A 14,493-nucleotide genomic window follows, 5' to 3' on the forward strand; every position below is an offset into this window, starting at 1 on the left:
AAAGGGGAATGATATGACCGACAAGATAACGAACTGGACCAGCGCAGACGATGCCATGGTCGAGAATGCCATTCGGCGGGGCGCGAGCCGCCGCGAACTCCTCAAGATGCTGCTGGCCGGCGGCGCCGCGATTGCCGCGGGCAGCGTGGTGCTTGGCCGTGCCACCAATGCCGTCGCCGCCACGCCGGTTTCCGGCGGCAGTTTCAAGGCAGCCGGCTGGTCGTCCTCCACCGCCGACACGCTCGACCCGGCAAAGGCGTCGCTGTCGACCGACTATGTCCGCTGCTGCTCGCTCTACAACCGCCTGACCTTCCTCGACAAGGATGGCAAGACGCAGATGGAGTTGGCCGAAAGTTTCGACAGCAAGGACGCCAAGACCTGGACCGTGAAGCTGCGCAAGGGCGTCACCTTCCACGACGGCAAGGACCTCACCGCCGAAGACGTCATCTTCTCGCTGAAGCGCCATCTCGACAAGGCGGTCGGCTCCAAGGTTGCCAAGATCGCCGCGCAGATGACCGGCTTCAAGGCGGTCGACAAATCGACCGTCGAAATCACCCTCGCCGATCCGAATGCCGACCTTCCGACCATCCTGGCATTGCATCACTTCATGATCGTGGCGGATGGCACCACCGACTTCTCAAAGGGCAACGGCACCGGCGCCTTCGTGCTGCAAACGTTCGAACCGGGCGTGCGGTCGGTCGTCTCCAAGAACAAGAACTACTGGAAATCCGGCAAGCCCTACCTGGATTCGTTCGAGTTCATCGCCATCAGCGACGACAGCGCTCGCGTCAACGCCCTGCTTTCCGGTGACGTCAACTTCGCCGCCTCGATCAATCCGCGCGCGATGAAGCTCATCGGCGGCCAGCAGGGCTTCGAACTGTCGAAAACCACCTCGGGCAACTATACAGACCTCAACATCCGGCTCGACATGGATCCGGGCAATAAGGCCGACTTCGTCGCCGGCATGAAATACCTCGTCAACCGCGAGCAGATCGTCAAATCGGCATTGCGCGGCCTCGGCGAAATCGGCAACGACCAGCCTGTCTCGCCGGCGAACATCTTCCACAATGCCGACCTCAAGCCGAAGGCCTTCGACCCGGACAAGGCCAAGTTCCACTTCCAGAAGTCGGGCCTGCTCGGCCAGTCCATCCCCGTGGTCGCCTCCGATGCCGCGACGTCGTCGATCGACATGGCGGTGATCATCCAGGCCGCCGGTGCTGATATCGGCATGAAGCTCGATGTCCAACGCGTCCCGTCCGACGGGTATTGGGACAATTACTGGCTCAAGGCGCCGATCCATTTCGGCAACATCAATCCGCGCCCGACGCCCGACATCCTGTTCTCGCTCCTCTACGCCTCCAACGCGCCCTGGAACGAAAGCCAGTACAAGTCCGAGAAGTTCGACAAGCTGCTCGTCGAGGCGCGCGGCTCGCTGGACCAGGCCAAGCGCAAGGAAATCTACGGCCAGATGCAGACCATGGTCTCCGAGCAGGCCGGCACCATCATCCCGGCCTACATTTCCAACGTGGATGCTCTCTCCAGCAAGGTGAAGGGTTTGGAGGCGAACCCACTCGGTGGCATGATGGGCTACGCAATGGCGGAATATCTCTGGCTCGAAGCCTGAGAGGCGCCTGCCAGGGACCGGACAGCCGGTCCCTGGCACCTATTGCACAACATGGCTTGGCCGAACGCAACCGCAGGAGCTCTTCCATGACGTCTGGGGTTCTAAACCTCGTGCTGAAGCGGCTGGCAATCGCGGTTGTTACACTTCTGATCGTCCTGTTCGCCGTGTTTTTCGCCACCAGCATGCTGCCTGGCGACACCGCGTCGATTCTGCTCGGCCAGGCGGCTACACCCGAAGCCGTCGCCGGCCTGCGCGAGGCCATGCATCTCAACGATCCGGCAATCCTGCGCTTCCTGCGCTGGCTTCTCGGCCTGCTCCACGGCGATCTCGGCACTTCCTATGCCAACGAGATGCCGGTTGCGGCGCTGATCGGCGGGCGCTTCATCAACACCATGGAGCTCGCCGGCATCACCACGCTGCTCTCGGTGCCCCTAGCGCTGACGCTCGGCATCACCGCCGCCATGTTGCGCGGTTCGCTCTATGACCGCACCGTCACCATTCTTGCGATCGGCGTCATCTCGGTACCGGAATTCATGGTCGCGACCCTCGCGGTTTTGCTTTTCGCCGTTTATCTCAAATGGCTGCCGGCGCTGTCCTCGGTCAATGAGGCGCATACGCTGACCGACCTCGTGCGCATCTATGCAATGCCGGTGATCACGCTGTCCTTCGTCATCTCGGCTCAGATGATCCGCATGACCCGCGCCGCGGTGATCGAAACGCTGTCCACGCCTTATGTCGAGATGGCGCTGCTCAAAGGCGCCTCACGCGGCCGCATGGTGCTCAAGCACGCACTTCCCAATGCGCTCGGGCCGATCGTCAACGCGGTTGCGCTGTCGCTGTCCTATCTGGTCGGCGGCGTCATCATCGTGGAGACCATCTTCAATTATCCCGGCATCGCCAAGCTGATGGTCGATGCGGTCGCGACCCGCGACCTGCCGCTGATCCAGAGCTGCGCAATGATCTTCTGCCTCGGCTATCTCCTGCTCATCACCGTCGCCGACATCATCGCCATCATGTCCAACCCAAGGCTGAGGTGACGATGGCACGCGTGGCGGCTTCCCGACGGTCCTTGCTGGGCCACAGCTACAATCTCGTGGGCGTAATCGCCTCGCTGGTCATCCTGGCGTGGACGCTGATCGCCATCTTCGCACCCGCCATCATTCCCCATTCGATCGGCGACATTGTCGACGACGATTATTTCGGCCCGATGCGTCGCGGCCTATGGCTCGGCTCGGACTATCTGGGGCGAGACATGCTCTCGCGGGTGCTGATGGGTGCGCGCTACACCGTCGGCATATCGCTCGCCGCCGTCTGTATCGCCTGCTTTTCTGGCGTCGTGCTGGGGATGATCGCGGCCGTCACCGGCGGCTGGCTCGACACCTGCCTCAGCCGCTTCCTCGACGCCATGAACTCCATTCCAAGCAAGCTGTTCGGCCTTGTGGTGGTAGCCGCGGTCGGCTCGTCGATCCCGGCGCTGATCCTGACGCTCGCCGTCATCTACATACCGGGCGCCTACCGCTTCGCGCGGGCGCTCGCCGTCAACATCAACACCATGGACTTTATGACCGTCGCTCGCGTCCGCGGCGAAAGCACCGCCTATCTCATCGGGTCAGAGATCCTGCCCAATATCATGCGCCCGGTGCTGGCCGACTTCGGCCTGCGCTTCGTCTTCATCTTGCTATTGCTGTCCGGTCTGTCCTTCCTCGGGCTCGGCCTGCAACCGCCGCTCGCCGACTGGGGCGCGCTGGTGCGCGAGAACATAGGCGGCCTGCCCTTCGCGGCTCCCGCCGTCATCGTTCCCTCGCTGGCGATCGCCAGCCTCACCATCAGCGTCAACCTGCTGATCGACAACCTTCCGCAGAAGATCAGGGACAGGGACGCATGACCAATCTCGTCGAGGTCAGGAATCTGCGAATCGAGGCGACGACCGATGCCGGTCGTGTTGTCGAAATCATCAAGGGCGTCAGCCTCGACATCGCCGACGGCGAGATCGTCGCCCTGATCGGCGAGAGCGGCTCCGGCAAGACGACGATCGCGCTCTCGCTGATGGGCCATGCGCGACCTGGCTGCCGGATTACCGACGGCGAGATCAATGTAAACGGCAAGAACATGGCCGCACTTACCGAAAAGCAGCGCGCCAGGTTGCGCGGCACCGATATCGCCTATGTTCCGCAAAGTGCCGCCGCCTCCTTCAACCCCTCGTCCACCATCATGGAGCAGGTGATCGAGGTTACGCGCATCCACGGGCTGATGGCGCCCGAGCAGGCACGAAAGCGCGCGGTCGAGCTGTTCCGGGCGTTGTCGCTGCCGGACCCGGAAGGGCTTGGCGCCCGTTATCCGCACCAGGTTTCAGGAGGGCAGTTGCAGCGGCTGTCGGCGGCGATGGCGCTGATCGGCGATCCCAAGCTGATGATCTTCGACGAGCCGACGACGGCACTCGACGTGACGACGCAGATCGACGTGCTGAAGGCATTCAAGTCGGTCATGCGGGCTGGCGGAATAGCGGGTGTCTATGTTTCCCACGACCTTGCTGTCGTCGCCCAGATCGCCGACCACATCGTGGTGCTGAAGGGCGGCGAAGTGCAGGAGACCGGCACCACGGCCCAGATTCTTTCGGCCCCCCGGCACCCCTATACGCGCGAACTGCTGGCTGCCTTCGAGCCGAAACCGCGGCAAGCACATGCGGACGCGGATGCCGGCGCGAAGCCGTTGCTGCGCATCGACAATGTGACGGCCGGCTATGGCGCGGTGCGGGATGATGGACTGCCGGTCATACGCGCTGTCGATTCCGTCAGCCTGGTCGTCGAGCAGGGGCGCAATCTTGGCGTCATCGGCGAATCCGGCTGCGGAAAATCGACGCTGGCGCGCGTCATCGCCGGCATCCATCCGGCGGCGGCCGGCGACATCGTCTTCGAGGGCAAGCAACTGGAGCGCGCCGCAGGCAAACGCAGCCAGGACCAACTGCGCGAGATGCAGATCGTGTTCCAGTATGCCGATACCGCGCTCAATCCGGCCAAGCCGGTGGAGGACATCATCTCCCGGCCGTTGGCCTTCTATCACGGGCTCGACCGGCAGGCGCGCTCGAAGCGCGTCGACGAACTGCTCGACATGGTTCGCCTGCCAAGGACGCTGCGCTACCGTCGCCCGTCGGAGCTCTCGGGCGGCCAGAAGCAGCGCGTGAACTTCGCGCGCGCCCTGGCGGCCGGACCCAAGCTCATCATCTGCGACGAAATCACCTCGGCGCTGGACACGGTGGTGGCGGCGGCCGTGATCGAACTGCTCAAGGAGCTGCAGAGCGAGCTGGGCCTTTCCTACATTTTTATCAGCCACGACCTCTCCGTCGTCGAAGCAATCTGCGACGAAATCATGGTCATGTACAATGGCGAGCGGGTGGAGCAGATCACGCCCGACGGACTGAAAGCGCCCACCCACCCCTATTCGAAGCTTCTGTTCTCCTCCGTGCCCAAGCTCGATCCGACGTGGCTCGATGGCCTCGTCCGCGACCCCGAACTGGTAAGCCAGTACGGCCATCGCTGATTACAAGGGAAACAGGCTGGGCAGCGGCATGTGTGCTTTGACAATGGGAGACTTCAGCACCACGAAGCTAAAACACTTGTCGATGCCGATATCCATGTCGGTGAGCCGCTCCACGGTCGCCTGATATTCGGCAATCCCACCCGTGACGAATTTCAAGAGGTAGTCGTAACGGGCGGAAACGCGATGGCATTCGACGGCCGCGTCAACCTTATCGACGGCGGCAAGGAAACGCGCGAAGTCGATCTGACGATGATTCTTTAGCGTGACTTCCGTGAAGACGGTGAGCGTCCGTCCCAGCTTTGCGATGTCGATCTGCGCCGAATAGCGCACGATATAGCCTTCAGCCTGCAGCTTCTTTACCCGCATCAGGCATGGGCTGGGGGAGAGACTGACCAGTTCCGCCAGCTCCACATTTGTGATGCGGCCGTTCTTCTGCAGCTCGTACAGAATCTTGATGTCGATCCGATCGAGTTTCATGGGCCTTGTCTACAATTGCGAGCAGAGCCGGTAGGCCTCATAGATCGACGAGTAGATGTCCCTGCTGGCGACCGCGTCTCCTATGCGGTGCAGGACGAACGATCCGGCAGCTTGGGAACCATTGTCCCCGTCCGTTTCCGTTCCCATCATCAGCGCTATGTCGGTGACTCCGTTGTTGACGGAGCTCGCGCGCAATTCCTGGTAGGTATCCTCCATTGGCACGGTGCCGCGCTCGACAATGAGTTGGGCGGCGGTCATTTCCATCTCCGCACCGGTGAGCTCATGCCGGAACGTGGCGGCGATGCCGTTGCCCTGGCGCGCTGCTTTGACCAGGCGCACATCGCTGACGATGCGGATGCCGCGTTCCGAGGCGCGTTTGCGAAAACTCACCCTGTCCGGATAGGGCGTCTCGATCGCCAGCGTGTCGTCCGCCATGGCCAGGCTGACCAGGCGCCCCGGACGGGCAAGATGCAGGGCGCAGGAAACTGCCGCCTGGCGTCCGGTCTCATCGTAGATGAGCACGTCGTCCTTCGCCGGCACGACGCCGGTCAAGACGTCCCAGACGCTGTCGCAATGTTGGGCGCCCTCCAGCCATTCCATGTCCGGAATGCCACCGGTGGCGATGATGACCGTGTCCGGTCTCTCGGCGAGGACGATCGCTGCGTCCGCATAGGTGTTGAGGCGGACTTCGACGCCCAGGCGATCGAGCTCACCGGTACGCCAGTCGACTATGCCGATGAGATCTTTGCGGTCGACGGCAGCGGCCGCGACGAGCACCTGCCCACCAAGTCGCACCCCGGCTTCGAGCAGGCTCACTCTGTGTCCGCGCTCGGCGGCGACCCTTGCCGCTTCCATCCCGCCCGGACCACCGCCGACCACGACCACACGTTTCAGCGTTTCAGCACGCAGGATGGTATGGCTGACGATCGTTTCATGGCCGCTGGCCGGGTTATGGATGCACTGCACCTTCTTGTACAGGCAGTAGGATGCGCCGACACACGGGCGAATGCGTTCTTCTTCGCCGCGCATCACCTTGTTGACGATATGGGGGTCGGCAATATGCGCCCGGGTCATGCCGACCAGATCGACAAGGTTTTCGCGGATCGCGTGGCGGGCCGTGGCCACATCCCTGATGGCCGCCGCGTGGATGACGGGCAGCCTGGTTTCTCGTTTGAACTGCCCAACCAGCGGCAGAAACGGCGCGCTCTTGGTGAACATGCCGGGCATGTTCTGCTCGGCCAGGGACAAATCGGTGTCCATGCGGCCGAATATGCAGTTGAAGAAATCGATATGGCCTGCCCGCTCGAACAGCCTGGCGAAGGCCAGGCATTCCTCGAAATCCGACCCGTCCTCGACCGCCTCGTCGATCACGAACCGGATGCCGACAGCGAAATCGTCGCCCACCGCGCGGCGGATCGCCTCGTGAACCATCAGGCCGAAGCGCGCGCGGTTTTCGAGTGAACCTCCGAAGCCATCCGTGCGTCTGTTGGTTCTGCGCGAGAGGAATTGCCCGATCAGATGGCCGGCGGTGACGGTTTCGACGCCGTCCAGACCGCCGTCCACGCAGCGCCTTGCCGCACTGGCGTAGTCCCTGACGATCCTGTCGATGTCGGCTGCGTCCATCTCCTTCGGAAAATTCCGGTTTCGCGTCTCGCGAACGCGTGACGGCGCTACGGGCGGCAGCCAGTTCCCGGCATAGGCGGTGGCGCGCCGGCCAAGATGCGAAACCTGGCACATGACGACGGCGCCGTGGCGGTGGATGCGCTGCGACAGCGACTGGAGATGAGGCACGACGCGATCGCTCGAAAGGTCCAGCTGACCGCCGCCCCAACTGGAGTCGGGCGAGGTCATGGCCGAGCCGCCCGCCATGGTCATCGCAAGGCCGCCATGCGCTTTCTCCTCATGGTAGCGCTGGTAGCGCTCCAGCGGCAGGCCGCCATCGTCCAGCATCGAGGCATGACTGGTGCTGACGACGCGGTTGCGGAGCATCAGACCCTTGAGCCGAAACGGCTGAAGCAGTGGATCGCTGGATGTGCTGCCTGCTTGAGATCCCGCTACCTTCACGTTCTGCTCCGCCCCATTCATAAGGGTTATAGTTCGCCATTTCCAGGATCGCGGAAAGCTTGAAAATTGTTGGGGTGGTTATACGCTGGGCGTATGGCTGGATTTGCAAAACTCGTTCCTTCCGCGCGCGGACTTCTCGTTTTCGAGGCTGCTGTCCGGCTGGGCAGCTTCACGGCCGCCGCTCGCGAGTTCAACGTCACGCAACCGTCGATCAGCCGCAGCATTGCGCAGCTCGAGGCCGATTTCGGTGTGCCTCTTTTCACGCGGGGTCCAACGGGATTGGCCCCGACTGCAGAAGGACGTGCCCTCCATTCGGCTGTGCGGGAGGGATTTGACGGCATCGCTGAGGTGATCCGGAGGATGAAGCAGAACAGCGCTGCAAAGCCGGTGGTGACCCTTTCACTTTCGAGTTCTCTGGCAACCTATTGGTTCGTTCCCAGGTTAGGGGCATTCAACACGAGATTTCCTGACGTCGACCTGAGGTTCGAACTGATCGCGGGCGTTTTGCGAGGACCAGCCGAGAATGTCGACCTTGCCACGAGAATCCTGGCCGATGACGACACCCACTATCACCACTGGGCATTCTCGCCGGAAGTCATCGTTCCGGTATGCAGCCCATCCTATTTGTCGGCCCACGGTCGGTTGATCCATGCCGGAACCGGGGAAGGTCATGCGCTGCTTCACCTGACCGACGCCAAGGAGCAGTGGCTGGACGCATGGGGCAGTGTGGCGGACCGCAAGACCAGCAGGGCAAAGTGGCTCGAATTCTCGGACTACGCGGTCGTGCTTCAAGCCGCCATGAACGGGGAAGGCGTAGCGCTCGGCTGGCTCAGCAACGTTTCAAGGGCGTTGCTTCAGGGAACCCTTGTCCCGGCCTCGGACAGACAGATCAAGACGGGCCGGATCCATCAGCTGATTGCACCGCGCTCAAGGCCGGTACGGCCTGTCGTCTCCGACATCTGCGGGTGGATGATCGCCGAGATGCAAGCCGAATTGAAAGCGCTGCACCCGATATTGCGGCCGGACACCTTGTAGCGGGCGACAAGCGCAGCGCGCTCGTCGTTGACTACCTCGGAAACAGGCTGGGCAGCGGCATGTGCGCCTTGACGATCGGGGACTTCAGCACCACGAAGCTAAAATACTTGTCGATGCCGATATCCATGTCGGTCAGCCGCTCCATGATTGTCTGGTATTCGGCGATGCCGGAGGTCACGAACTTCATCAAATAGTCGTAGCCACCCGACACAAGATGACATTCGATGACCTGCTCGATCTTGTCCACGACGGCGAGAAAACGTGCGAAGTCCACCTGGCGGTGGTTCTTCAACGTGATCTCGGTGAAGACTGTCAGTGTCTGGCCGAGCTTGCCGATATTGACCTGCGCGGAATAGCCTCCGATATAGCCCTCCGATTGCAGTCTTTTGACCCGCATCAGGCATGGGCTCGGCGACAGATGCACCAGTTCGGCCAATTCCACGTTCGTGATGCGGCCGTTCTTCTGCAGTTCGTGAAGAATCTTGATATCGATCCGATCGAGTTTCACGGGTGGCCTCCGAGGAACCGTGCCGCAGCACAAAATGCTGCCCTGCTGATGACGGTCGACACTATCACAGCCCGCTGGGCTGTCCATCCGAGTGGACGCCGCTTGAAACGCAGGGACTCCCGATTCTAACGCGACTGACGGAATAAAATTCTGCTACGGCTACAAGTGCAGCAGCGGCTGCCTGCGCAACACGCTAGATTGGCGCTTCACGGCAGGGAGAACCATGCGCACGCCGCTGCAGCAAATCGAAACGACTGAGCAACTGCCGCAGTCCGCGGACGCGGTGGTGATCGGCGCCGGCATCGTCGGTGTCTTTACGGCCTATTACTTGGCCCGGCGCGGTCTGAAGGTCGCGCTTGTCGAAAAGGGGCGAGTCGGCGCCGAGCAGTCCAGCAGAAACTGGGGATGGTGCCGCCAGCAGAACCGCGACGCCCGCGAGCTGCCGATGGCAACAAGAAGCTTGGACCTGTGGGACAGCTTTGCGGCGGAGACCGGTGAAGACACCGGCTTCCGGCGCTGCGGCCTGCTTTATCTCAGCAATGACGAGGCGGAACTCGCCGGTTGGGCGCGTTGGCGTGATTTCGCCAAAACCGCTGCAGTTACCACGCACATGCTCGACAGTGCCGAGGCCACAGCGCGGGGCCTCGCCACCGGCCGGACCTGGACAGGCGGCGTCTTCTCGCCGACCGACGGCACCGCCGATCCGTCGCGGGCCGCGCCCGCGGTCGCCCGCGCTATCCTCAAGCTCGGGAGCTCCGTGCACCAGAATTGCGCCGCGCGCGGTATCGAGACCGAGGGCGGGCGCCTGAGCGGCGTGGTCACCGAAAACGGAACGATCCAGACCAAGCTGGCGGTCCTGGCCGGCGGCGCGTGGGCGTCCTCCTTCTGCCATCAGTTCGGCTTCCGCTTTCCGCAGGCGTCGGTCCGATCCTCCATCCTGTCCGTCTCGCCCGGCGCTGAGGGCCTGCCGGATGCGCTGCACACGGCAGGGATCTCAGCCACGCGTCGCGGCGACGGCGGCTACACGCTCGCCATAAGCGGACGCGGCCGCGTGGACGTGACGCCGCAGCAGCTGCGCTTCTCGTCGCAGTTCCTGCCCATGTTCCTGAAGCGGTGGCGCAGCCTCGCGCCCGGCGGGCTGCAAGGCATGTGCTCGGGCCACGAAACGCTCCGCCGCTGGCGGCTCGACCAGCCGACGCCGATGGAGCGGATGCGCATCCTCGATCCGACCCCGGACCACGCTACTATCCGCCTGACCCATGCCCGGGCGCTCGAACTTCTGCCCGACCTTCGAAAGACCAGGATCAGCGCGACCTGGGCCGGCTACATCGACAGCACGCCAGACGGCGTGCCCGCTATCGGCGAGATTGATACCGTTCCGGGTTTCTTCCTGGCTGCCGGGTTCTCGGGACACGGCTTCGGCATCGGGCCCGGCGCCGGGCACCTCGTCGCCGATCTGATGACCGGGTCGCAACCGATCGTCGATCCGCAATCCTATGATCCCAGGCGCTTCGACACTTCGGTCTGGGGAAAGGTTGCCGACTTCTAACCCAAAGCTCGCCATGTTCCGGCACTTCGGATCGCTGTGAAACCGCATCAGCCGTCCCGCAGAAAAGCGCCGATAGGCGCCGGGCGGACAGGCGCTTGCCCGCGCAACCGGCCGACAGCACCAGGCGTGCAGCCGGTCTGCGCCGCGATGAGTTCGACGGCGGCCAACTGGCAATAGCGTCCCTGGCATCGGCCCATGCCGACGCGCGACAGCGATTTCACCCTGTTTGCTTCGCCGCCGCCAAAATCAACATTTTCGCGCACATCTCGGGCGGTCACATTCTCGCAGCGGCAGACGACCGCATCGTCGGGGAGCGCCCGCGCCATCACCGCTGGCCAGGGAAAGGCGGAAGCCAAGCCGCAGGCAAAGCGCTCGAGCCGTGCAAGCTCCCGCAGATCGGCCGCGCTGGAGGGCGCTGGAAATCCAAGATCGGCAAGGCACGCCGCTGCAGCCAGACGCCCGGCGATCTCCGCCCCGTCCGCTCCCAGAAGACGAGCCCCATCGCCAGCCAGATAAACGCCGTTGCCAGCCCGCCCCATCTGGTCGGTCTTCGGCAGCCATTGCCGCCACCGCTCGTCATAGGTGAAGGCGCATCCCGCCAGATCGGACAGATGCGTCTCCGCCCGCAGGTGCCAGCCCATGCCGATCATGTCGCAAGGCGTATGCTGCTGCCCACCGCCGGCATCACGCCAGCGCAAGGCCACGACACCTTGCCCGTCGGCCTCGATGCGCTCCAGCGTCACGCCCGCATGATAGCGGCGGCCCAGCTTCGCTCGCAGAGCCAGGCCACGCAGCGCGACCAACGGCCGGGCCGCAAGTCCAGAGAATCCGCGCATTTGCTGGCGCCAGGAAGAGGTATCCAACACCGCCGCCACATCGGCTCCAGCCTTGACAAGCTGGGCGCCGACCAACGTCAGCAAAGGCCCCGATCCGATCAGGACGATCCGCTGCCCCAGCGCCACGCCCTGCGCCTTGAGCGCGATCTGTGCCGCACCGAGGCTGTAGACTCCGGCGCTCTGCCAGCCCGGGACCGGAGCGACACGGTCGGATGCACCGGTCGCAAGGATCAGGCGGTCATGGAAGAGCACCGGCACGCCCCCCTCACCCAGCACGTGCAGCCGCCCCTCTTGCACGGCGATGACCGAGCTTCCCGCGCAATGGGTAAGCCGCCCCTCTGCGGACAGCCGGTCGAAGAGCGCATGCAGTGCGCTGGCCTTCGCCGCCTCCGACCCGTAGAGCTGCTCCGGCGTGCGGGTGAACCCGTCTGGCGGGCGCCGATAGATCTGTCCTCCTGCACGTTGCGCTTCGTCGATCACCACCGGGTGGAGTCCGGCCTCGACCAGCGTTGCCGCGGCCCTTATGCCGGCGGGGCCGGCGCCGACGATCACGATCCGAGGCGGCGGGGTCTCGCTCACAGCCAGCTCTCCGATGGCATCGTGCGCAACCGCATGCCTTCGCTGAGAAGTGTCGAGCACGCCCGCAGGCGCGGTCCCTCGTCCTGCCAGACCCAGCAATCCTGGCAGGCTCCCATCAGGCAAAAGCCAGCGCGCGGCTCGGCTCCGAACTCGGACTTTCGCAACGCGTGCCCTGACGCCAGCATGGCGGTCAGCACGGTGTCGCCCGCAAGCGCTCCGCACCTCTGCCCGTCGAGATAGAAATGCACCTCTGCCCGGTTGAACTCGGCCAGCCTGACGATGCGGCCGGCGGTGATCATTCCGCCGCCTCTCGCACCGTGCCAGGACGAGGCAGTTCGGGGAACCGTTCGCAGACCGCATCGAACGCCGCCTGGACGCCCTCCGGTCCCCAGCGCCCCTTCATGCGGCGGAAGATCTCCGTCTTGGCGAAGAACCGCCAATGGATCGGCAAGTCCCTCAGTATCGTGGTGAGCCGGTCGTAAGCCAACGGAGTCCACTGCGCTTCATAACCGTCGCGCTCCGGACCGAAATGGAAGTGGCCGGCGGCCGGCTCCTGCCGCGCACGCAGTTGCCCCGTTGCCTGCTCGTCGATCTCGCCGCCGTGCATGACGACGCCATAGTCGTGCTCGGCAGCTGTCGCCGAGACGTAGCCGCGCCGCACATCCTGTGCGACCCGCCAGGGTTCACGTTGACGTGGATCGCCGCGTCCGCCGCCTCCCGCGGAGCGGATCTCAAGCACATCGCCGGGCTGCAGCACAGTGGTGTCAATGTTGCCCAGCCGCCGCTCGTGCTCGGTCCCTGGATTGACGATCATGTCCGACAGGCCGGCTGCCTTGCCGCCCAGCACGCCCCAGGGACGGAAGAAGCTGCGGTCGCGGTTGCGGGCCGTGATCCTGGAATCAGGAGCGAAGACGCGGAAGGCCATCTCTGTCGCCAGCCCGCCGCGCCAGCGGCCCGCGCCGCCACTGTCCCTGGCGAGCCCGTATTTCACGAATTCGACCGGGGTCTCGGTCTCGGTGATCTCGATCGGCGTGTTCTTGAGATAGGCGGCATCGGCGCCCGAGCCATTGGTGCCATCACGATGCGGCATCGCGCCGCCGCCACCCACCACGGGATTCACCGCCGTGATGACGGTCCGGCTGGTGCGCTCGTCCGTGGTCATGACGTTAACGATGCAGTTGTTGCCGGCCGGCGCCGCGGGCAGGCGTTCAGGCATCACCTGCGAGAAGGCGCCGAAGATGACCGACCGCAGTCGGGCGCAGGTGAGCGAGCGCATGCCTACGGCGGCGGGGTATACCGGGTTCAGCACGGAACCCCGGGGCGTGATGCAGGTAAACGGCCGGGTCAGGCCGGTGTTGAGCAGGATCTTGGGGTTGAGGGTATAGAGCACGTAGTAGACCCCCACCAGCAGCATGGTGTGTCGCGGATCGCCGCCGGAAGGCACGTTGAGCGAGGAGCCGAGCTGCGGATCGGAGCCGGTGAAGTCGAGCACCGCCGCATCGCCCTTGATCGTCAGCGTCAGCTTCAGCCGGCACGGATTGGCCTCGACGGAATCCTCGTCGGCATAATCGGCGAACTCCCATGTGCCGTCGGGCATGGAACGCAGCACGTCGCGCGCCTGCGCTTCCGCCTGGTCGAGAAGCGCGGAAACGCCTTCGATGAAGCCGGCCTTGCCGAACTTTCGTACCATTGCCTGGATCTTGCGCTCGCCGGTGTTGAGCGCACCGACCAGCGCTTTGATGTCGCCGATGTTAAGGTCGGGCTTGCGCACATTGGTGCTCATGATCCGCAGGATCGACTCGTCAATGATGCCCTCATTCACCAGCTTCATGGGCGGAAAGCGGATGCCTTCCTGATGGATTTCGGTCAGCGCCCGGCTGAGCGAAGCCGGCACCGCGCCACCCATGTCGGTGTTGTGGATATGGCCACCGGTCCAGGCGACGATGTCGTTGTCAACGAAGACCGGCTTCCACAGATGCGTGTCTGGCGCGTGCGTGGCGACGTGGCCGGAATAGGGATCGTTGGTGAAGGCGACATCTCCCGGCCGATAGTCGCCGACCATCGCGATCGCGCGGCGATACGAAAGCCCCGGGTACCAGGTGGCACCGAGTTCCATCGGCACGGCGAAGGTCGCGCCTGAACGGTCCATCAGCATCACCGTGAAATCCTGGGTCTCCTTGACGAAAGCGGAGTGCGCGGTGCGGTGCAGCGTGTGCGCCATGTTCTCGGCGGCCGCGCGGGCATGGTTCGCCAGAACCTGAAGGTTTGTCCGGTCAAACATGAC

The 14,493-nt window shown here is 63.9% G+C and carries 12 protein-coding genes; 6 read left to right on the forward strand and 6 right to left on the reverse strand.

Annotated features, from left to right (window positions below; all coding sequences use genetic code 11):
* Positions 1-13: 13 nt before the first annotated feature.
* The 4 genes from FJ492_RS13360 to FJ492_RS13375 all read left to right on the forward strand — a co-directional run bounded on the left by FJ492_RS13360 (position 14) and on the right by FJ492_RS13375 (position 5,161).
* The gene (locus tag FJ492_RS13360; protein WP_140504412.1) at positions 14-1,624 is read left to right on the forward strand and encodes an ABC transporter substrate-binding protein; all 1,611 of its coding nucleotides are present in this window, start codon (positions 14-16) and stop codon (positions 1,622-1,624) included.
* A gap of 86 nt (positions 1,625-1,710) precedes the next feature.
* A complete protein-coding gene (locus FJ492_RS13365; protein ID WP_140504414.1) occupies positions 1,711-2,661 on the forward strand; it encodes an ABC transporter permease in 951 nt (316 codons plus the stop codon).
* 2 nt (positions 2,662-2,663) lie between these two features.
* Positions 2,664-3,509 (forward strand): ABC transporter permease, encoded by an 846-nt coding sequence (locus FJ492_RS13370; RefSeq protein WP_140770288.1) that lies wholly within the window; start codon positions 2,664-2,666, stop codon positions 3,507-3,509.
* Positions 3,506-5,161 carry an ABC transporter ATP-binding protein gene (locus FJ492_RS13375; protein ID WP_140770290.1) on the forward strand — a complete coding sequence of 552 codons (1,656 nt, stop codon included), beginning with the start codon at positions 3,506-3,508 and terminating at the stop codon, positions 5,159-5,161. Before FJ492_RS13370 ends, FJ492_RS13375 begins: the two co-directional genes overlap by 4 nt.
* Here FJ492_RS13375 and FJ492_RS13380 read toward each other — a convergent pair whose 3' ends face one another.
* Together FJ492_RS13380 and FJ492_RS13385 are read right to left on the reverse strand one after the other, a co-directional pair.
* The gene (locus tag FJ492_RS13380) at positions 5,162-5,638 is read right to left on the reverse strand and encodes an Lrp/AsnC family transcriptional regulator (protein ID WP_140504419.1); all 477 of its coding nucleotides are present in this window, start codon (positions 5,636-5,638) and stop codon (positions 5,162-5,164) included.
* A gap of 9 nt (positions 5,639-5,647) precedes the next feature.
* Positions 5,648-7,723 (reverse strand): NADH:flavin oxidoreductase, encoded by a 2,076-nt coding sequence (locus tag FJ492_RS13385; protein ID WP_140770292.1) that lies wholly within the window; start codon positions 7,721-7,723, stop codon positions 5,648-5,650.
* Between the two features lie 72 nt (positions 7,724-7,795).
* Between FJ492_RS13385 and FJ492_RS13390 the strand changes: the two genes are divergently transcribed.
* Entirely contained in the window at positions 7,796-8,737 is a 942-nt protein-coding gene (locus FJ492_RS13390; RefSeq protein WP_140713557.1) for a LysR substrate-binding domain-containing protein, read from the forward strand.
* 31 nt (positions 8,738-8,768) lie between these two features.
* Here the strand turns inward: FJ492_RS13390 and FJ492_RS13395 are convergent, their stop codons facing one another.
* Complete coding sequence (locus FJ492_RS13395) at positions 8,769-9,245, reverse strand: Lrp/AsnC family transcriptional regulator (protein ID WP_140504424.1); 477 nt, start codon at positions 9,243-9,245, stop codon at positions 8,769-8,771.
* 223 nt (positions 9,246-9,468) lie between these two features.
* Here FJ492_RS13395 and FJ492_RS13400 point away from each other — a divergent pair, with 223 nt between their 5' ends.
* On the forward strand, positions 9,469-10,794 hold the full coding sequence (locus FJ492_RS13400) for an FAD-binding oxidoreductase (protein WP_140770294.1): 1,326 nt from the start codon (positions 9,469-9,471) through the stop codon (positions 10,792-10,794).
* Between the two features lie 47 nt (positions 10,795-10,841).
* Here the strand turns inward: FJ492_RS13400 and FJ492_RS13405 are convergent, their stop codons facing one another.
* From FJ492_RS13405 to FJ492_RS13415, 3 genes are read right to left on the reverse strand one after another with little or no spacing between them, the layout of a single operon-like run.
* The gene (locus tag FJ492_RS13405; protein WP_140770297.1) at positions 10,842-12,209 is read right to left on the reverse strand and encodes an FAD/NAD(P)-binding oxidoreductase; all 1,368 of its coding nucleotides are present in this window, start codon (positions 12,207-12,209) and stop codon (positions 10,842-10,844) included.
* A complete protein-coding gene (locus FJ492_RS13410) occupies positions 12,206-12,508 on the reverse strand; it encodes a (2Fe-2S)-binding protein (protein WP_140504429.1) in 303 nt (100 codons plus the stop codon). Before FJ492_RS13410 ends, FJ492_RS13405 begins: the two co-directional genes overlap by 4 nt.
* Positions 12,505-14,490: a hydantoinase B/oxoprolinase family protein gene (locus FJ492_RS13415; protein WP_140770299.1), complete on the reverse strand. Its 1,986-nt coding sequence runs from the start codon at positions 14,488-14,490 to the stop codon at positions 12,505-12,507. The genes FJ492_RS13410 and FJ492_RS13415 overlap by 4 nt, the downstream gene beginning before the upstream one ends.
* Positions 14,491-14,493: the final 3 nt, after the last annotated feature.

This window comes from Mesorhizobium sp. B2-5-4 (assembly GCF_006441095.1).
GTDB lineage: Bacteria > Pseudomonadota > Alphaproteobacteria > Rhizobiales > Rhizobiaceae > Mesorhizobium > Mesorhizobium salmacidum.

Bases quoted from the DNA above. Each gene is read 5' to 3' on its own strand.
- FJ492_RS13410 (WP_140504429.1), bottom strand. From the start codon at position 12,508: ATGATCACCGCCGGCCGCATCGTCAGGCTGGCCGAGTTCAACCGGGCA.
- FJ492_RS13380 (WP_140504419.1), bottom strand. From the start codon at position 5,638: ATGAAACTCGATCGGATCGACATCAAGATTCTGTACGAGCTGCAGAAG.
- FJ492_RS13370 (WP_140770288.1), top strand. From the start codon at position 2,664: ATGGCACGCGTGGCGGCTTCCCGACGGTCCTTGCTGGGCCACAGCTAC.
- FJ492_RS13365 (WP_140504414.1), top strand. From the start codon at position 1,711: ATGACGTCTGGGGTTCTAAACCTCGTGCTGAAGCGGCTGGCAATCGCG.
- FJ492_RS13415 (WP_140770299.1), bottom strand. From the start codon at position 14,490: ATGTTTGACCGGACAAACCTTCAGGTTCTGGCGAACCATGCCCGCGCG.
- FJ492_RS13385 (WP_140770292.1), bottom strand. From the start codon at position 7,723: ATGAATGGGGCGGAGCAGAACGTGAAGGTAGCGGGATCTCAAGCAGGC.
- FJ492_RS13360 (WP_140504412.1), top strand. From the start codon at position 14: ATGACCGACAAGATAACGAACTGGACCAGCGCAGACGATGCCATGGTC.
- FJ492_RS13400 (WP_140770294.1), top strand. From the start codon at position 9,469: ATGCGCACGCCGCTGCAGCAAATCGAAACGACTGAGCAACTGCCGCAG.
- FJ492_RS13390 (WP_140713557.1), top strand. From the start codon at position 7,796: ATGGCTGGATTTGCAAAACTCGTTCCTTCCGCGCGCGGACTTCTCGTT.
- FJ492_RS13375 (WP_140770290.1), top strand. From the start codon at position 3,506: ATGACCAATCTCGTCGAGGTCAGGAATCTGCGAATCGAGGCGACGACC.